This is a genomic window from Pseudarthrobacter sp. TE3704, assembly GCF_056279405.1.
On the sequence record NZ_JBWCCJ010000012.1, the window covers coordinates 15,437 to 33,769 of the forward strand.

The window sequence follows — 18,333 nt, forward strand, 5'->3', positions numbered from 1 at the left end:
ACTTACTGTAAGCGCCGGCACCTGCAAAGGGTGCATCGGGAGTGTGGCTGGCCGCTCAGCGGAGAGCAGGGCCAGCGAGGGGCCCGGAATCCGTAAGCCGGGAAACAGGAGCCGCGAATGAAAGATGAACAATAAGTTCTGAAGATATTCGTCCTACTGGCTGGTGCAGTCGCCGCTTCGGCACGGCTGCACCAGCGTTTTCAATGACCGCAAGCACAGCGACGCCGGGAGCCTCCAAGTAGCTCCCGGCGTCGTCTGCTCTGGGCGGCGATTCGCCACCGTCCATCTGCGGCTTCCGTTGTCAGCGCATCAGGACACCATTCAGTACTGCGTCAGATCCGGCGGTCATCATCGGTGCCGCGCCGCCGGTCATCGTCGATGCCGTCTGCCTCAATGCGTTCCTTGCGGACTTCCTCGTTGACCGTGACGTCGTCCTGGACCACGTCCTTGTCGAGGCGGACCCGCTCCACCGGAACGGTTTCCTTCTGCACCACGGGGCGCTCCTCGTGAAGGGTCACCTCGTGCTCCTCTTCGCTGATGTCCGGTCCGGACAGCGCTGCGCCGCGGTTGGCGTCGGTGATGGGTTCGCGCTCCAGGCGGACCTCTTCGCGCTGCACGGGCACGGTCTTGGTGACGTTCTCCGTGGTGACGTACTTGCGCAGCCGGACCCGGCCGGTGGCCTCGCGTTCGGTGCCGACGTGCAGCCGTTCCTCGGAACGGGTCATCGCATCGTCAGTGGTGGGCCCGGACGTGTCGTGTCCGACGGTGCCGCGGTCCGTGTCGTAGTCCCTGTCGCGGCCCAGGCCGGCGGTGGGGGTGCCGGCATTCAGGTCGGCGTCGCCCTGGTAGTCAACGTCCCGGGTCTCGGAGTACGTGCGGGCTCCGCGGTCGTAGTAGGTGTAGAGGCGGTCCTCTTCCTCGGGTGTGAGGTGGCCGTCCACGTCTACCCGCGGCGCGTCCTTGACGTGTTCCTTGGTGTAAGGCACCACCAGGTCATCGCCCTGGCTGTGCGCGCCTTCGACGGGGACGAAGGACTGGGAGGTGCCGAAAAGTCCCGTCTTGACGGTCACCCAAGTGGGCTCACCGGTGTCGTCGTCCGCGTAGAGCTGACCGATCGAGCCGATCTTCTCGCCGTCTGAACCGATGACGTTGCCGTTCCTGTTGAGCAGGTCTTCAATGTTTTCCCTGTTGAGCATGACGTCTCCTTGGATGTGTCGTTGCGCTGGGTCGGCAGCAATGGTGTTGACCGGCGCCGGGGGTTCCCGGCACACGGCCTCTGCCCCGGCTGCTTGAGGCTTCGTGTTCGCTGCTCCTCTACACTAAGCATGCTTAGCATCAAAAGGAAAGCCTACTTAGTAAATTTTCTCCTATTTCAGGGAGACATGCCTGTGCTCAACGCCCAGAAGCGAGGCGGCGGCGCCGAAATCGGCGGCCCGGTGGCCCAGGCAGAGGGCCCAGTGATGGCCTATGCCGGTCTGGCTCCAGCGGTCAACCCAAAGTCCCGGGTCGCCGCCGAAATGTACCCGGGAGGTGGTGTTTCCGATTTCCAGGAGCGGTCCCGGGACCACTTGGCCTTCCGACGTGACGAAGACGTAGGTGCCGTCCGGGTCCTGGCCGAGGCCAAAGGTGGTGACCGGGCCCTGCCGGACGTCGAATTCGACCGAAACTCCCCAACCTCGCTTGCCGTGGTAGGTGCCCAGCCCGCGCAGGAGGGGCTCCCTGGCGGAGACGGCCAGGTGTGCCGGGCCGTCGTGCCCCATCTCCACCACCCCGTCAAAGAAGTTGAGTGCCTGGATCTCGGTGAACGAACCGCCGGCTCCGATGGCTTGCGCTGCCAGCATGGCGATCGAGGTCCGCAGCTCGTACTCCCCCGCCATCGGGATTCCGCGGGCCGTGAGGATGGAGGAACCCAGGATCATGCCCGCCCCAAGCCGCTCGTGCTGCTCCCCGGCCAGCCCGCGGTGGTAGTAGGCCACGGAGTCCAGGTCAAAGTCCTCCACCAGCCGGTCCAGCCCCACAGAAACCCTGGCACCCCAGGCAAAGTCGTCGTCGTTGACGGACTCATCGAGCACAAACAGGCTCCGGGCCAGGTCAAGGCGCTCCGAGACTTCCGCGTCGGTCACCGCGTTCACGCGTTCGCGCAGGTCATCAAATTCGAGGACTTCCACGTGTGAACCGAAGGTGGTTGAAACCCTCGTCAGGTCTGTGGAGACGTCCAGCATGCCCGGGTAGAGGTGCCCCATCAGGCCGTGCCGGGCATTCCGAAGCCGCGCGCGGACCCCGGCGGCGTGCACCCACTGGTTGATCCGGTCCCAGGCTGCTTCCTGTTTCAGGTACCCCGAGACGGAGCGGAATTCGATCCCCGCGCGGCGGAACACGTTGGCAACCTCGGGCACCGGGCACTGTCCGCAATAGGCAAGCCATTGTCCGGTGCCGAAATTCGCGTGGTCCATTGCCTCCGTGGGCTGGAGATCGATGACCAGCACCGGGGTGCCTGAGCGCTGGGCGATCGGAAGGACCATGGAGGAGGTGAGGTAGGTGGCCAGGAAGATGACAATCAGGTCGCAGTCGGCCACCCTCAGCTTCTCCCCTGCCCTGGAGGCTTCGGGCGCGTCCGAAATGAAGCCGGCGTCGACCACTTCGGCGTCCAGTTCCCGCAGCCGGCCGGTGACGTACCGGGCCGATTCCTGCAGTTGCGGCAGGAGCCCGGGGAACTGCGGCCAGTAGGCGCCCAGTCCCCCTGAGACCAGCCCGATCCGGGTGGGCCGGCGCCGGTGGGGCTTCAATAACTCTGCTGAGCGGTTCGTAGCTGCCAACGTGCACGGCCTTCCGTCTCGGAATTTTCAGCGGAAATACAGTCGACGCAACAACAGGGGTCCACACCGGGCAATCCCGCCCGGAATGGACCCCGTGTGGCGCTAGAAGTCGTACTGGTCGATGTTGTCCTTGTTGAAGACGGTGGGCGGGCCCACGATGACCAGTCCGCCTTCTTCAACCGTGCGGTCTCCCAGTTCGCCTGCCGTGAAGGTGTCCCCTGCGGCTCCGGTGATTTTTCCTTCCACCAGGGCCTTGCCGGCAAACGCAGCCACATAGCCGAGCTGGGCCGGATCCCACAGCGCGAATTCCGATACGGTTCCGTCCTTGACGAACGGCCGCATTTCATTGGGCAGCCCCAGGCCCGTCAGTGCCACCTTGCCCTTGTAGGCCGACGTGGAGAGGTAGCGGGCCGTGGCGGCAATGCCCACGGTGGTGGGCGAGATGATGCCCTTCAGGTTCGGGTGGGCCTGCAGCAGGCCCTGGGCTTCCTGGAAGGACTTGGTGTCGTCGTCATCGCCGTAGACCTTGGCCACCAGCTTGATGTCCTTGTAGGCCGGGTTGGTGTTGAGGTCCTCCTCCATGAACTTGATCCACTCGTTCTGGTTGGTGGCGTTGGCGGTGGCGGACAGGATGGCGATTTCGCCGGATCCGCCGATCTGCTCCGCGATCAGCTTGGTCTGGATGAGTGCCACCTCCTTGGCCACAACCTGGCTGATGAAGACGTCGCGGCAGTCGGGGTTCGCGTCAGAGTCGAACGCCACAATCTTGGCACCCGCGGACCGTGCCTCGCCGAGGGCGGTGCACACGGCGTCGGGATCGTTGGCGGCGATGACGATGACGTTCGTCCCCGCCTGGGTTTCGGCGTTGATGAAGGACACCTGGCTGGAGGCAGAGGCCTCAAGCGGGCCCACCACCTGCGAGGACGCGAATCCTGCTTCCTCCGATCCCTTCTTGCCGCCGCCGAGGACAACGTCCGTATACGGGTTGTTCAACTGCTTGGGGATGAACGTGATCTTCTGCTCCTCGACGGGGGCGGAGGTCTCCCCCTGGGTCCCCCCGCCGCCGGCGCACCCTGTCAGGGCCAGCGCTGCCGCAGCAGTCAGGGTGACCAGCGGGACCATGCGCCCGCCGAGTCCGGTGTTTTTGCGGTTAAACATCATTGTTTTCCTTCTCCTTGGTGCGGTCGGATTTCTGGACGCGGTGAGGGGCTGTGCCGCCTCCGGCGGTATCCCGGGAAAAGCTGCGGCGGACCCGCCGGGTGTGCCGCCACTCCTTGATGCCCGACCCAATGCTGGGAGCCACCACGGAAGCGATGAGCAGCAGTCCGGTCACGGTGATCAGGACGACGTCGGACACGCGTCCCAGGCGCAGGGCGTAGTTGAGGGTGCCGATCAGCAGGACGCCGGCGATGACGCCGGGAATGGTCCCCTTGCCCCCGAAGATGGACACGCCGCCCAGGAGGACGGCGGCGATCACGGCGAGTTCCAGGCCGGAGGCGTTGTCGCTGCGGGCGCTCGTGTACCGCAGCGTCCAGTAGATCCCGGCCAGGGATGCAACCACGCCCGAGGCCACGTACAGCCAGAACTTGCTGCGTGCCACCTTGATGCCCACGAACGTGGCGGCTTCCTTGCTGTAACCCATCGCGTAAAGACCACGTCCGAAGGGCGTGAAGTGCAGCAGGATCCCGAAAAACAGCATGACAAGCACGACGCCGATCATCACCGTCGGGATGCCCGTCCCGCCCAGCTTGGAGGTGAAGAAGGCGGTCAGTTCCTTCGGGAAGTTGGCCACGGCATTGTCGCCAATCACCACCAGGGCGAGTCCACGGAACAGCGCCAGGGTTCCGATGGTGACTGCCAGTGACGGCAGGCCCAGGACGGCGATCAGGAAGCCATTGAACATGCCTGCTGCCGTTCCTGCGAGCAGGCAGATGGCGAGCACCAGCCAGATGTCCATTCCGCCCGCCCACAGGACACCCATCAGGGCGCTGGTCAGCCCGGCGGTACTGGCCACCGAAAGGTCGATCTCGCCCGTAATGATGATCAGCGTCATGGGCATAGCGATGAGCAGCACCGGTATGACATCCAGGAGCAGGAAGCCGGTGGTGACCGGGGAGGCGAACCGTGGGATGGCGATGGCTGCGTAGATCAGGAACGCCAGGAGGGCGTAGATGGTGATGGCGTCGCGGCTGGCCAGGATCCGGGCTGCGCCTGTCCTGCCTTTCGGCTCGTCCGCAAGCGGCTTGGTGCTGTCCGCGACCGCCTCGGCCGGCGCCGGCTTGCTCCTGGGGGTGGTGGTTTCAGACATTGCGTGCCTCGCTTATCCGCAGTTTCTTCGCTGTCCGAAGGCTGGCCAGGCGGTCGATGATGATGGCGGTGAGGATGAGGATGCCCACAATCGCCTGCTGCCAGAACTTGTCCACCCGCAAGGCGGTGAGGGAGCTGGTGATGGTGGTCAGGAGCAGTGCACCCAGTGCGGCGCCGGCAACGGTTCCGCTGCCGCCGAAGATGGCGACGCCGCCCACCACCGCCGCCGCAACGACGTCCAGTTCCATGCCGGTTCCGGTGGTTGCCCCCACCGAGTTGAAGCGGCTGGCGTAGAGCACCCCGGCGAGGCCTGCGAGCGCGCCGTTGGCCAGGAATGCCAGGAACACCCGCTTGGATACCTTGATGCCGAAGACCGTGGCAGCGTCGGGGTCCGAGCCGATGGCGTACAGGTCCCGGCCGGGGCGCGTCCCGGCCATGTAGACCGCCACGGCAACCACCACCGCGATAGCCAGCAGGGTGATGATGGGGAATCCGAGCACGGTGTCCACGGACAGGGCACCGAAGGCTTCCGGCCGGTCTCCGGCGAAGTACTGTTTGCCTCCGGCCCACGCGTTGTTGAGGCCCCGGAACACGTAGAGCGTGCCGAGGGTGATGACCAGCGCCGGTACCTTGGCCAGGGTCACCAGCAGCCCGTTGACCGATCCGAGCAACGCACCGAAGGCCATCCCGGCGACGAGGACGGCGAGGATGGGCAGGTCCGGCATCGCCGCGAAGATGGACCCCGTGCCGAACGCGACCAGCCCCAGCATGGAGCCCACCGAGAGGTCGATGTTCCGCGTGATGATGAGCAGGGTTTGTCCGGCCGCGAGGATCATGATGATGGTCGCGTTCAACAGGAGGTCCTTGACCCCCTGCGGCGACAGGAACAGCGGGTTGTTCAGGTACGTGATCAGCACCAGCAGGGCCAGCGCAACCAGGACGGGAAGCTCACGCAGCCGCAGCACGGAGCCAAGCGCACCTCCGCCGGCGCGCACCGCCGTCGTGCCTGGTTCCCGGTGGTCGATGGTGGAGCTCATTCCGTCACTCCCGTGGATGATGTTGCGGCGTGCATAACGGATTCGGGATCGGCGGCAGCACGGTCCAGTTGGGCTGTGATGCGGCCCTCGCGCATGACGAGGACCCGGTCCGCCATGCCCAGGACCTCAGGCAGTTCGGACGAGATCATCAGGATGGCGATTCCCCGCACCGCGAGGTCTGAGATGAGCCGGTGGACTTCGCTCTTGGTGCCGACGTCGATGCCACGCGTAGGTTCGTCGATGATCAGCAGCCGGGGGTCCGTGGCCAGCCATTTGGCGAGCACCACTTTTTGCTGGTTCCCGCCGGAGAGGGTGGAGACGGCGTGCTCCTGGGAACCGGCTTTGACCTGCAGGCGCTTGCTCCATTCCTGGGCGGCGCGGCGCTCTTTGGCACCATTGATGAGTCCCGCCGTCAGGAATTTTTCCCGCAGCGTCAGGGTGACGTTGCGGGCCACCGACAGGTTCATCACCAGCCCCTGCTTGCGGCGGTCCTCCGGGACAAACCCGAGGCCGGCCGCGATGGCGGCCTGCGGATCGCGGCCCTTCAACGGTTTGCCCTCCACTTCGATCCGCCCCGAATCGTAGGAATCGATCCCGAACACGGCGCGGGCAACTTCGGTGCGGCCTGCCCCCACCAGTCCGGCAAGGGCAACAATTTCGCCGGCGCGGACCTCGAAGCTGATGTCACGGAAAACCCCGGCACTGCTAAGTCCCTCGACCTTAAGCACCGTGTGGCCGATCTCCGCCTCCGCCTTGGGAAACAGCGTGGCGATGTCCCGGCCCACCATCTCGCGGACAATCCGTTCAACCGTGACGTCGGCGGTGCGGTGGGTGGCGATGTACCGCCCGTCCCGCATAACGGTGATCCGGTCGCAGAGGTCAAACACCTCATCGAAGCGGTGCGAGATGAACAGGATGCCGGTTCCCTTGTCCCGCAGGGCGCGGGCCACGGCGAAGAGCCTGTCCACTTCCACTCCACTGAGCGCGGCGGTGGGCTCGTCCATCACCAGGACTTTCGCATCGAGGGAAATGGCTTTTGCGATTTCAATGATCTGCTGGTCGGCAATGGAGAGTCCCTCTGCCACCCGGGACGGATCGATGGGGACCCCCAGCCGCCTGAACAGTTCCGCCGCCTGGCGCCTCATCTCGCTGCGGCTGATGAGGCGCGACCGCCCTTTCGGCTGCCGGCCGATGAAGATGTTTTCCGCGACCGTCAGGTCCGGGAACAGCGTGGGCTCCTGGTAGATGACCGAAATTCCGGCTGCCTTGCTCTCGGCCACATTCCGGAAATGGACCGGCTCCCCGCCGAGCCGGAAGTCCCCGGAGTCCGGGTGGTGGAGGCCGGCGAGGATCTTCACCAGGGTGGATTTGCCGGCACCGTTTTCGCCCACAAGGGCGTGGATTTCCCCGGCCCGGATTTCAATGGTGCCGTCCGCCAGCGCGACCACCGGGCCGAATGTCTTGGCGGCGTGGGTCAGCGAAAGCACTGCCTCCTGCGGCCGTTCCTGAGAACCGGGAACCGCATGTGCATCCGGAGTTTGCTGCATATAGTAACCGCGCCTTCGAGGTTTACGAGCTTGGAATGAATCGTTTCAGAACTCCTGCGTGACTTGAATCATAAGACCGCGCACCAGCGCCGTCAATAGAATCAGGGGCCTGCGCAGGCATTCGTAATCGATCTGTGCTGGGACGGCATCGGCGGCAGTTTCGCCCGGGCCCCTTGGCCCGCACGGCGCGCCACCCGGCGACCTTCCTGTTCACCCAACCTTTCCCTCGGGGTAACGCCTTCTCCCCCGCCGTGTCAGGCCGGGCGCCCAGCGTGGAGGGGTGAGGATCGCAATTGTTGCTGAATCATTCCTGCCACTGATGAACGGGGTGACACATTCCATCCTGCGGGTGCTTGACCACCTGCAGGAACGGGGCGACGACGTCCTGGTCATTGCACCGTCCACGCAGGACGGTGAGGCACCGGACCAGGTCAAGGGCGCACACATCCACCGGCTTCCGGCCGTCCCGCTGGCGGGATACACGAACGTTCGCGTTGCGATGGGCGGTGTGTACCGGGTCAAGCGAATCCTTGCCGACTACGCACCGGACGTGGTCCATCTGGCATCGCCGTTCGTCCTCGGCTGGCGGGCGGCCCAGGCGGCCCACCAGCTGAGTATCCCCACGGTGGCCATCTACCAGACAGAGGTACCCAGCTATGCCGCCCGGTACGGGGTCCCGTTCCTGGAGAATTGGGCCTGGAACCGGGTGGAAAACATCCATCTGCTTGCCTCCCGCACCCTGGTGCCCTCAACGTTCGCGCTGAACCAGTTGCGCGGCCGCGGCATTCCCCGGGTGCAGATGTGGCGCCGCGGCGTGGACACCGCCCGGTTCTCACCTGAAAAGCGCGACGACGGGTGGCGCGCTGCGGTGGCGCCCGGCGGTCAGCGGATCATCGGCTATGTGGGCAGGCTTGCCGTGGAAAAGCAGGTTGAGGACCTGGCGGCCCTGGCCGGGGTGCCGAACACAAGGCTGGTGATCGTGGGAGACGGGCCCCAGCGTGCAGCGTTGGAAGATGCGCTGCCGGATGCCGTTTTCACCGGTTTCCTAGGCGGTGACGAGCTGGCACGCGCCGTTGCGTCCTTCGACCTGTTCGTCCACCCGGGCGAGTTCGAAACGTTCTGCCAGACCATCCAGGAGGCCATGGCATCGGGTGTGCCCGTGGTGGCCACCGGCCGCGGTGGTCCCCTGGACCTGGTGGAAAACTCGCGGACGGGCTGGCTCTACGAACCCGGCGACCTGGCAGGCATGCGCGCCCAGGTGCTGGACCTCATGGGCGATGACGCCAAGCGCCGGGCCTTCGCGGCCGCTGCCCATGCGTCGGTTCAAAACAGGACCTGGCCGGCGCTGTGCACCGAGTTGGTGGGGCACTATACGGACGTGGTGGCGGACAGGCCGGCAACACAGGAATCGGGTTCACGGGCAGGGGCAATCCAATGAAAATTTCCGTCATCGGCTGTGGCTACCTGGGCGCCGTCCACGCCGCCACCCTGGCATCCATGGGCCACAGCGTGGTGGGCATCGACGTCGATCCGGCCAAGGTCGGCCAGTTGGGCGGCGGTGTAGCCCCGTTCCACGAACCGGGCCTGGACGAACTCCTCCAGGACGGGCGGGCCAGCGGAAGGCTGCGGTTCTCCACCGACATGGCGGAGGCCAAGGGCGCACAGGTCCACTTCCTCTGCGTAGGCACCCCGCAGGACAAAATGTCCGACGCCGCCGACCTCACCTTCCTGGTCTCCGCCACGGAATCGCTGCTCCCGCACCTGGCCACGGGCGCCGTCGTTGTCGGCAAATCGACTGTGCCCGTCGGCACGGTGGCGATGCTCAACGCTGTGCTGTCTCCGCGCCCGGACGTGCGGCTGGGATGGAACCCGGAATTCCTCCGGCAGGGTACAGCTGTGAAGGATTCCCTGGTGCCGGACCGCCTGGTCTATGGCGTGGAGGGCGGGCGCGCCGCTGCCTTCGGCCCGTCGTCGGGAGCGCCGCTTGGGGTCACGGCCGCGCTGGACGCCGTGTACGAGCCCCTGCTCCGGGCAGGGATCCCGCGCCTTGTCTGCAACTTTGCCACGGCGGAGCTCATCAAGTCGGCGGCGAATGCGTACCTGGCCACCAAGGTCAGCTTCATTAACGCCGTGGCCGAATTATGCGAGGCCTCCGGCGCGGACGTTGCGGAACTCAGCGAGGCGATGGGCCTGGACCCGCGGATCGGGAGCCGGTACCTGCACGCCGGGCTAGGTTTCGGCGGCGGCTGCCTGCCCAAGGACATCCGCAGTTTCCGGAGCCAGGCCGCAGACCATGGCGTTGCAGCGGTGGAGGACTGGATGCGGCTGGTGGATTCGGTGAACCTGGGACAGCGCACCCGGACGGTCGGACTGGCCGCAGAGCTCTGCGGCGGCAGCCTCGCCGGCCGCTCCATCACCGTGCTCGGCGCGTCCTTCAAGCCGGACACCGACGACATCCGTGACTCCCCCGCCCTGGACGTGGCAGACCGGCTCGCGGCGGCCGGCGCGCATGTGACGGTGACCGATCCCAAGGCCGTAAACCACGCCTGGCGGCGCTACCCGCGGATGCGCTTCGAAGCCTCCACCGAGCGCGCCCTCGAGGGCGCCGAACTGGTGCTGCTCCTCACCGAGTGGGAAGACTATCGCCGCTTCTCCCCCGCAGTGGCCGCTTCACTGGTCCGACGGCGGGTGGTGCTGGATGCGCGCAACGCGCTGGACGCCGCTGCCTGGCAGGCGGAAGGCTGGCTGGTGCGCGGGCTGGGCACATCGGCTGGCGCACCTATGGTGCAACCGGCCGCCTCCCGCTGACCCTGGCGCATCAGTCCAGGAGTCCCAGTTCGGCAAAGGCCAGTGCCACACCATTGCCGGCGGGGCCGGGGGTGAACCTGTCAGCGACGGCCAGGACGTCGGGATGTCCGCCTTCAACGGCAATCCCGATTCCCGCGTACTCCAGCATTTCGATGTCATTGGCGCTGTCGCCGATGGCCACGATGTCCGCCCGGTCCAGCCCGAGGCGGGCTTCCACAACCTGGATGCCCACCGCCTTGTGGGTCCCGGCCATATAGATCTCGCCCGCGCGGTCACCCAGCGCCGACAGGGAACTCGGGATCAGGCCCACCTCCGGGCCGAAGGTGCCCAGGAGTTCTGCCAGCGGCACCGGCGAGTCAAAGCAGGAAATTTTGGCGAACGAGGCGGAACGCAGGTCGTCGCTGTACTGCATGGGCCCCAGGATGTCCTCGAGGGGATCGACGTCGGTACTGAGGACTCCGTCATGCCGCGGCCGGCCGGCGAAGACAGGACCAAGCACTTGCCTCAGCCGCTGGTCGACCCCCGTGCGGCCATGCAGCGCCTCCGGTGCTTCCAATATGTAGGCGGCGTTATTGGCGTCCAGCGTTTCCACCAGGCGGGCGGCGAGGTCCGGCGCAAAGCGGGTGTCCTTCAGGATCTCGCCGTTGAGCTCCACGCGGGCACCGGCCCCGGTGATGACGCCGTCGAATCCCGTTTCGAGGATGTGGCCGGGAACCATGGACAGCGGCCGCCCGGTGCAGACAAAAACCAGGTGGCCGAGCGCGCGTGCTGTTCGGACAGCCTCAACGTGCGCTGCAGGTGCCAGCCCGTGGTCCGCGTACGTGCCGTCGATGTCGAGGAAGATGGCACGTGGCCGGACGGTTTGCTGGCTGGACATGCCGGGCTCCTTGGTCTGCTGCGGGGACACCCAATCCTATCGAAGGCGCACATTTATGCGGGTTCGCACGATAAATGAGCGGCATTCCTTGAGACGAAGTGACAGTCATCCTGTAATAAACAAAGCCTTGCAGAGAAGTAAGCACGCTGATTGAATTAGGACACCGGAAATGGGGGCCCGGCACAACTTACTGATTAAGGAGTGACAACATGGGCATTCTCGGATTTCTCATTTTGGGCCTGATCGCCGGAGCCATCGCGAAGGCAATCCTGCCGGGTCGCCAGGGCGGAGGCTGGGTGGTAACCATGGTCCTTGGCGTTGTCGGCGCCATTCTGGGCGGCTGGATCGGTTCGCTGATCTTTGGCGGCGGACTGGCGGAATTCTTCGATATCCGTACGTGGCTGCTGGCCATTCTCGGCTCCATCGTCGTACTGCTGGTCTACGGCGCAATCACCAACCGCAGCCACCGCAGGGTGTAACAGCACCTCATATTTCATCAACCTCCAACGCCGTCCTCCCACCGGGAGGACGGCGTTTCTGCGTACCACTGGCAACGGCGGGGCACTGTCCCGGGCAATTCCCTGGAAACCGACTCCTTCCCGCACCGCTAAATTTCCGCGTTCGCGTTTATGATGTGCGAGGGGGGTGGTGTAATGGCTGATTCCAGCCACGGCAATAAGGTGGCGGTCCGAACATTCGGGGCGGTCCTGGACGCCAACCCCGACGCCCTCCTGGCCGTGGCAGCGGACGGCACCATCACGGTTGCCAACGCCGCGGCAGCGAGGCTCTTCGGGTTACCGCGGGAAGAACTGGCAGGCCGCAACTACCGGACGCTCCTGGCTCCCGGCTTCGAGGACGAAGTGGACCAGCTCATCCGCCAACTCGTGGCCAGCCCCGGCGAATATCCGCCGCCCCGGGAGATTAACGGTTTAAACAGCGACGGCACCGAATTCTCCGCGGAAGTGGCAGGCTCGCTCCTGCCGCCCGATGGGGCGCAGGACGCAGTGCATGGTTCAGTCCCGCCGCGATCGCCGCGAGGACAGACACGCCACCACGACGGCGTTCCGGCCGGCGCGCGGATGCTCCTGTCCGTCCGGGGTACTTCACACCGCCAGGCCGCGGACGCCGACCTGCGGGAGGCCATGTCCCTGCTGACGGCCACGCTGGAATCCACGGCGGACGGCATCCTGGTGATGAGCACAGACGGACACGTTGCAGGTTTCAACGACCAGTTCCTCACCATGTGGAACATCCCGCCGGAGTTATTGGACGGCGACAGCGAAGAACCCGTGATGAGGCTCATCCTCGCCCAGGTGGCGGACCCCGTGGCGTTCATAGCCCGGCTCACCGAAGTGGAGGACGATCCTGCGGCAGAGAGCCACGACGTCCTGGAATTCAAGGACGGACGCACCTTCGAGCGCTACTCGCGGCCGCAGCGGGTGGGAGACAACATCGTGGGCCGGGTCTGGAGCTTCCGGGACGTGACTCCGCGCCGTAAAGCCCAGGAGCAGGCCCATCAGGCAATGCTTGACCTGGCTGCCCAGGCAGAGAAACTCCGGGCCATGGCGTTCCAGGATCCGCTGACCGGGCTGGCCAACAGGGCCGTGTTTAATGACGGGCTGGCCGAGGCCCTGCAGGAGCCGCGGCTGAAGGCGGTGGACGTGCTGCTGCTGGACCTGGACGACTTCAAGGAGGTCAATGACATCCTTGGCCACCAGGCCGGCGACGACATGCTGATCGAGGTTGCCCGCCGGCTTCGGGGCTGCGTCCCCACGGCAGATGTTGTGGCCAGGCTCGGCGGTGACGAATTTGTGGTCCTGCTGACGGCCTGCCCCGACGCCGACGAGATCGCCGCCTGCATTGTCCGCTGCCTCCACGTTCCCGTGACCATCAGCGGCACCGTGCTGCGGCCCAGCCTGAGCCTGGGGCTCGCGTCGCTCGGCCAGGACAGCGTGGGCCCGTCCGAACTCCTGCGCCAGGCGGACATCGCCATGTATGCGGCAAAGGCGGCGGGCAAGAACCGCTTCCTCCGGTTCCACCCCGACATGATGACAGCTTTGGTGAAAAGGACCGATATGGAAAGCGGGCTGCAGCAGGCTGTGGCGAATGGCGAGATCACCGTGGACTATCAGCCCATCGTTTCGCACCGCATGGGCCAGGTGGTCATGTTCGAGGCGCTGGCACGGTGGGACCGCGGCGGCGAGCGGGTGCCGCCGTCGGTCTTCATCCCGCTCGCTGAGCGGACCGGCCTGATCAGCGAAATCGGGTCGGAAGTCATGGCAGCCGGCATGGTCCAGCTGGCAGGCTGGCTGAGCGAGGATCCGTCGCGGTCCCTCGCCGTGAACGTCTCCGGTGTGCAGCTGCAGGAGCGGGACTTTGCAGACACTGTCCTGCGCCTGGCGGAAGCGGCCGGGGTGGCGCCCTTCCAGCTGGTCCTGGAAGTCACCGAGAGCGTATTTTTTGATGCCGACTGCAGCCTGATCAAGCAGCTCAGCACGTTGCGGGACGCCGGAGCCCGGGTAGCCCTGGATGACTTCGGCACCGGCTATTCCTCGCTGGGCAGGCTGCAGGACCTGCCCGTGGATACCGTAAAAATCGACAAAACCTTCGTTTCCATGGTGCGTACCGGCACCGAGCGGCTGCCCATCCTCAGCTCCATGATCAACATGGCCCAGAGCCTGGGCCTTGCAGTCATCGCAGAAGGCATCGAAACGGCCGCCCAGGCGGACTACCTCACGGCACTGGATTGCGATTCCCTGCAGGGATACCTTTTCTCCCTTCCCGAGCCGGGCGAAAGGCTGGAACACGCCCTGCACCATGCCGAGGAAGCCCTGAACGCCCTCAAGGCGCGGTAGCGGGGCATACGGGCGCCTGCCGGCCACCCCCGCCGAGGGGTGTGAGGGATATCATGGGGGGTGCGTCTCCGCCCAGGTCTCGGGCGGGCTCCGGTCTCAGGTTTGGGGGTTCTGGGCGCAGCTGGAGGGAAGGGGACCTTCGTGTCTCGCACCGGTCTTTTCGAGCACCGGCCTGCCATCGGTAACAGGGGGGTCCGGCTGGGGTTGCCGGCTTTGCTGACTGCCGTGGCGCTGGCCGCGCTTGTCCTGTATTTCGCAGCCAACAGCGGCACTCCCCCAGCACTGGTGACGGGGGATGTCCTCATCCTCGCGGCTTCCCTGCTGGCCGGGACAAGTTGTGCCCGTGCTGCCGCGCGTGGCGGAGTCAACGCCAGGGCCTGGATGTTCATGTCCGTGGCTGCCTTCGTGTGGGCCGCGGGCATGGCCCTTTATACCTACTATGGCCTCGCCTACAGCCACGTCTATCCCTTCCCGTCGCTTGCGGACGCCGGGTTCATCGCGTACTCGGTGCCCGCCGTCGCCGCGCTCTTTTCCTTCAAGAGGCGCGCCGGAAGCCCGGTGGCGCTGTACCGGGCGGTGATGGACGCAGCGGTCATCGCCGGCTCGGTGCTGGTGGTCAGCTGGTACACGGCGCTGGGGCCCGCGTTCAGTTCAGTGGGTGACCCGCTGGCCCGCCTCACCGGGATGGCCTACCCGGTGGTGGACGCGATCATCACGTCCCTGGTGCTGGTCCTTGCCATGCGGCGCCAGCCGGGTGAGCGACTTCCGTGGCTGTGTTTCGGCGGCGGCCTGCTGGTCCTCGCCGTCACGGACAGCATCTACGTGAGGATGACGTTCGACGGCGTCACGGGCGCCACGGGTTCGCCGCTCGCCCTCGGTTGGATCATCGCCTTCCTCCTCATCGCCTTGTCGCCCCTGGCACCGTCCGTGGAGAGCGCCGGGCCGGACCGGCAGGGTTACACGCTGGCGCTGGAGCTGCTGCCCTACGCGCCGCTGCTGGTTGCGGTGATCATGTTCGCCGGGCCGCATCTTGAGGAGCTGGAACCGTTCCTGCTGGGTGTGGGGGCCGCGGTACTGGTGTGCGTATTGATCCGGCAGGTACTGATCGTCTTCGAGAACATCCGGCTCACCAGCGGCCTCGAGGAGGAAGTGGCGGTCCGCACCCGGGAGTTGGAGGCCGCCCGGGAAGCGGCCCTGGAGGCAAGCCGGCTCAAGTCCGAGTTCCTGGCCACCATGAGCCACGAGATCCGCACTCCCATGAACGGCGTGGTGGGCCTGACGGCCCTGCTGCTGGAAACCCCTCTGAATGAGACGCAGAAGCAGTACGCCCAGGGCGTCAAGGGCGCGGGCGAGGCGCTGCTGGCACTCATCAACGACATCCTGGACTTCTCCAAGCTGGAGGCCGGCAAGGTGGACCTGGATATCCGCCCCTTCGATCCGCGCGTCCTGGTGGAGGAAGTGGCGGGGCTGCTTGCCGAACCGGCGCTGGCAAAGAACCTGGAGCTGATCGCCTACTGCGAGCCGGAGGTCCCGGCGCGGCTGCAGGGCGACTCCGGCCGGATCCGGCAGATCCTGCTGAACCTTGCCTCCAACGCGGTGAAGTTCACCGCATCCGGCGAAGTTGCCATCCGGGTGACGACGGAGAACCCCGGCGCGGGTCCCGGCAGCACCGCCGCTGTGTACTTCGAGGTGCGGGATACCGGCATCGGCATCGACCCCGCCCACCACCCGAAGCTTTTTCAGTCCTTCTCCCAGGCGGATGCCTCCACCACGCGCCGCTACGGCGGGACCGGCCTGGGCCTGGCTATCTCGCGCCGGCTGACGGAAGCGATGGACGGCGAGGTGGGCCTGCAGAGCGTGCCGGGAGAGGGCAGCACGTTCTGGTTCCGGCTGCCGCTGCCGGTGGCTCCGCCGTCCACGGACCCCGTGCCCGCCGCGGGTTTCCTCAACGGCCTGCGGGTGCTGGTGGTGGACGATAACGCCACCAACCGGCTGGTGCTCGAATCCCAGCTGCGGGGCTGGCGGATGCAGCCCGAAGCCGTGCCGGATGCCGGTTCGGCGCTGGCCAGGGCGCGGGAGGCGAACGCGGCCGGAAAACCGTTCCACCTGGCCGTGCTGGACTTCTGCATGCCGGACACCGACGGTCTGGAGCTGGCCCGGCAGATGAAGGCCGACGGCGGGCTGGCGGGGATCGAGCTCATCATGCTGACCTCCACGATGCAGGTGGACCCGGCGGAGATAGCGGGTGCAGGGGTGCGCGAGTGGCTGATGAAGCCGGTCCGCAGTTCCGAGTTCTACAACCGCCTGGTCCGCCTGATGTCCACCCGGGACCCTGCGCTCCCGGCAGGCGGGGCCAGCCACCTTGCCCGGGTCGCCGACCCGATGAACGGACCCGCCCGTGGACGCATCCTGGTGGTGGAGGACAACGAAGTGAACCAGCTGGTGGCCAAGGCAACGGTCAGCAAGTTCGGGTATGCGGTGGACGTGGTGGCCAACGGCGCCGAAGCCGTTGCCGCCACCGATGCCACCCGTTATGCCGCCGTCCTGATGGACTGCCACATGCCCGTGATGGACGGCTTTGAGGCCACCCGGGTGATCCGGGGCCGGGAGCTGGGTTACCGGCTGCCGATCATCGCCATGACCGCAGGCGCACTTGACGGGGACAGGGAACGCTGCCTGGCAGCAGGCATGGACGATTACCTGGCCAAACCGGTGGATGCCGCAGCGCTGCAGGCGGCACTGACGCGCTGGGTTCCGGAGCAGGTCCCCCAGCCGCTGGCCGTGACGGGCGGGCGCCCGGCAACCGCGGGGAGCAGCCGCCCGGCGCTCGACCAGGACCGGCTCGCCATGCTGCGGGAGCTTGGGCCCGGCGACGGGCTGCTGCGGGCGGCGGCGGAAGCATTCCGCAAGGACGCGCCGGGACGCATCGCGGCGATCCGCAGAGCGGTTGACGACGGCGGCGGCGGGCCGGCACTGGTGCAGGCCGCCCACGCCCTGAAAGGATCCGCAGCCAACATCGGCGCCAGCGCCGTCGCCGCCACCTGTGCGGAGCTGGAAGGCGTGGGCCGCAGCGGAACAAGCGGCGGCGCCACGGATCTTCTCGCCCGGCTGGAAGCGGAACTGCTGCAGGTGGACACCGAACTGGAGATCACGCTGGAGGTGCCGAAGTGAAAGTGCTGGTGGCCGATGACGACCCGGGCTCGCTGCTGGTGGCCAGAGCCGCCGTCGAACGCTCGGGACACGACTGCCTGGCGGCCGCGGACGGTGACGAGGCTTGGGCCCTGTTCCTGGAACACCAGCCGGACGTGGTGGTCACCGACTGGATGATGCCCGGCATGGACGGGTTGGCGCTGTGCCGGGCCATCCGGGCGCGGGAGACGGACCTTTACACTTACATTGTGCTGCTGACCTCGCAGGGGTCCCGGGACGATGTGCTGGCGGGCCTCGAGGCCGGCGCGGACGACTACGTGACCAAGCCGCTTGACCCGTTCGTGCTGCGGGCCCGGCTCCTGGTGGCCCTGCGGATCACCACCCTGCACGCGGACCTGGCCCACTACCGGAAGGTGCTCTCGCAGCAGGCGCGGACTGATCCCCTGACCGGGCTGCACAACCGGCTGAAACTCGCCGAGGACCTGGAGCAGCTGCACGCCCGCAGCGCCCGCTACGGCGAGGAATACAGCCTGGCCATGTGCGACGTGGACAACTTCAAGGCCTACAACGACATTTATGGCCACCAGGCGGGGGACCTTGCATTGCGGGCCGTGGCAGCCGCGCTGGCACGCCACGCACGGAAGAGCGACGGCGTTTACCGGTACGGGGGCGAGGAGTTCCTGCTGGTGCTGCCCAAACAAGGCCTGCCCGGGGCGAAGGCTTTGATGGAACGGACGCTGGCTGCCGTGCGGGAGCTGGGAATCCCCCATGTGGGCGACCCGTCCGGCCAGCTGCGGCTCAGCGCGGGAATCTCCACTTTCTCGGCACAGCACCCCGCCGACGCCGACACGCTGCTGGGTGAGGCAGACGCCGCCCTCTATGCGGCGAAGGCGGCCGGCCGGAACCGGGTTGAGGTGGCCGGGTAGCCGCAGGTCC

The 18,333-nt window shown here is 66.5% G+C and carries 13 protein-coding genes; 6 read left to right on the forward strand and 7 right to left on the reverse strand.

The window, feature by feature from the left end:
- Positions 1-332 precede the first annotated feature (332 nt).
- From ACZ9BC_RS21615 to ACZ9BC_RS21640, 6 genes are all read right to left on the reverse strand, one after another.
- On the reverse strand, positions 333-1,196 hold the full coding sequence (locus tag ACZ9BC_RS21615; protein ID WP_476247751.1) for a PRC and DUF2382 domain-containing protein: 864 nt from the start codon (positions 1,194-1,196) through the stop codon (positions 333-335).
- 171 nt (positions 1,197-1,367) lie between these two features.
- A complete protein-coding gene (locus tag ACZ9BC_RS21620) occupies positions 1,368-2,816 on the reverse strand; it encodes an arabinose isomerase (RefSeq protein ID WP_476247752.1) in 1,449 nt (482 codons plus the stop codon).
- A gap of 102 nt (positions 2,817-2,918) precedes the next feature.
- Entirely contained in the window at positions 2,919-3,977 is a 1,059-nt protein-coding gene (gene rhaS / locus ACZ9BC_RS21625) for a rhamnose ABC transporter substrate-binding protein (RefSeq protein WP_476247753.1), read from the reverse strand.
- On the reverse strand, positions 3,967-5,124 hold the full coding sequence (locus tag ACZ9BC_RS21630; protein WP_476247754.1) for an ABC transporter permease: 1,158 nt from the start codon (positions 5,122-5,124) through the stop codon (positions 3,967-3,969). Before ACZ9BC_RS21630 ends, rhaS begins: the two co-directional genes overlap by 11 nt.
- On the reverse strand, positions 5,117-6,160 hold the full coding sequence (locus tag ACZ9BC_RS21635; RefSeq protein ID WP_476247755.1) for an ABC transporter permease: 1,044 nt from the start codon (positions 6,158-6,160) through the stop codon (positions 5,117-5,119). Before ACZ9BC_RS21635 ends, ACZ9BC_RS21630 begins: the two co-directional genes overlap by 8 nt.
- Positions 6,157-7,707, reverse strand: a complete 1,551-nt coding sequence (locus ACZ9BC_RS21640) for a sugar ABC transporter ATP-binding protein (protein ID WP_476247756.1) — start codon at positions 7,705-7,707, stop codon at positions 6,157-6,159. The genes ACZ9BC_RS21635 and ACZ9BC_RS21640 overlap by 4 nt, the downstream gene beginning before the upstream one ends.
- 280 nt (positions 7,708-7,987) lie before the next feature.
- Here ACZ9BC_RS21640 and ACZ9BC_RS21645 point away from each other — a divergent pair, with 280 nt between their 5' ends.
- Positions 7,988-9,145 carry a glycosyltransferase family 4 protein gene (locus tag ACZ9BC_RS21645; RefSeq protein WP_476247757.1) on the forward strand — a complete coding sequence of 386 codons (1,158 nt, stop codon included), beginning with the start codon at positions 7,988-7,990 and terminating at the stop codon, positions 9,143-9,145.
- Complete coding sequence (locus ACZ9BC_RS21650) at positions 9,142-10,515, forward strand: UDP-glucose dehydrogenase family protein (RefSeq protein WP_476247758.1); 1,374 nt, start codon at positions 9,142-9,144, stop codon at positions 10,513-10,515. The genes ACZ9BC_RS21645 and ACZ9BC_RS21650 overlap by 4 nt, the downstream gene beginning before the upstream one ends.
- A 10-nt stretch (positions 10,516-10,525) precedes the next feature.
- Here ACZ9BC_RS21650 and ACZ9BC_RS21655 read toward each other — a convergent pair whose 3' ends face one another.
- On the reverse strand, positions 10,526-11,392 hold the full coding sequence (locus ACZ9BC_RS21655; protein ID WP_476247759.1) for an HAD hydrolase family protein: 867 nt from the start codon (positions 11,390-11,392) through the stop codon (positions 10,526-10,528).
- 209 nt (positions 11,393-11,601) lie between these two features.
- On the opposite strand from ACZ9BC_RS21655, the gene ACZ9BC_RS21660 reads away from it, so the two are divergent.
- The 4 genes from ACZ9BC_RS21660 (at position 11,602) to ACZ9BC_RS21675 (ending at position 18,323) form a co-directional block, all read left to right on the forward strand.
- Entirely contained in the window at positions 11,602-11,871 is a 270-nt protein-coding gene (locus ACZ9BC_RS21660; RefSeq protein ID WP_079595779.1) for a GlsB/YeaQ/YmgE family stress response membrane protein, read from the forward strand.
- 174 nt (positions 11,872-12,045) lie between these two features.
- Entirely contained in the window at positions 12,046-14,247 is a 2,202-nt protein-coding gene (locus tag ACZ9BC_RS21665; protein ID WP_476247760.1) for a sensor domain-containing protein, read from the forward strand.
- 141 nt (positions 14,248-14,388) lie between these two features.
- A complete protein-coding gene (locus tag ACZ9BC_RS21670; RefSeq protein WP_476247761.1) occupies positions 14,389-17,418 on the forward strand; it encodes a hybrid sensor histidine kinase/response regulator in 3,030 nt (1,009 codons plus the stop codon).
- The gene (locus tag ACZ9BC_RS21675; RefSeq protein ID WP_476247762.1) at positions 17,415-18,323 is read left to right on the forward strand and encodes a GGDEF domain-containing response regulator; all 909 of its coding nucleotides are present in this window, start codon (positions 17,415-17,417) and stop codon (positions 18,321-18,323) included. Before ACZ9BC_RS21670 ends, ACZ9BC_RS21675 begins: the two co-directional genes overlap by 4 nt.
- The last annotated feature ends 10 nt before the right edge of the window (positions 18,324-18,333 follow it).

Coding starts and splice junctions, on each gene's coding strand:
- ACZ9BC_RS21615 (WP_476247751.1), bottom strand. CDS start 1,196: ATGCTCAACAGGGAAAACATTGAAGACCTGCTCAACAGGAACGGCAAC.
- rhaS (WP_476247753.1), bottom strand. CDS start 3,977: ATGATGTTTAACCGCAAAAACACCGGACTCGGCGGGCGCATGGTCCCG.
- ACZ9BC_RS21630 (WP_476247754.1), bottom strand. CDS start 5,124: ATGTCTGAAACCACCACCCCCAGGAGCAAGCCGGCGCCGGCCGAGGCG.
- ACZ9BC_RS21635 (WP_476247755.1), bottom strand. CDS start 6,160: ATGAGCTCCACCATCGACCACCGGGAACCAGGCACGACGGCGGTGCGC.
- ACZ9BC_RS21640 (WP_476247756.1), bottom strand. CDS start 7,707: ATGCAGCAAACTCCGGATGCACATGCGGTTCCCGGTTCTCAGGAACGG.
- ACZ9BC_RS21650 (WP_476247758.1), top strand. CDS start 9,142: ATGAAAATTTCCGTCATCGGCTGTGGCTACCTGGGCGCCGTCCACGCC.
- ACZ9BC_RS21655 (WP_476247759.1), bottom strand. CDS start 11,392: ATGTCCAGCCAGCAAACCGTCCGGCCACGTGCCATCTTCCTCGACATC.
- ACZ9BC_RS21660 (WP_079595779.1), top strand. CDS start 11,602: ATGGGCATTCTCGGATTTCTCATTTTGGGCCTGATCGCCGGAGCCATC.
- ACZ9BC_RS21665 (WP_476247760.1), top strand. CDS start 12,046: ATGGCTGATTCCAGCCACGGCAATAAGGTGGCGGTCCGAACATTCGGG.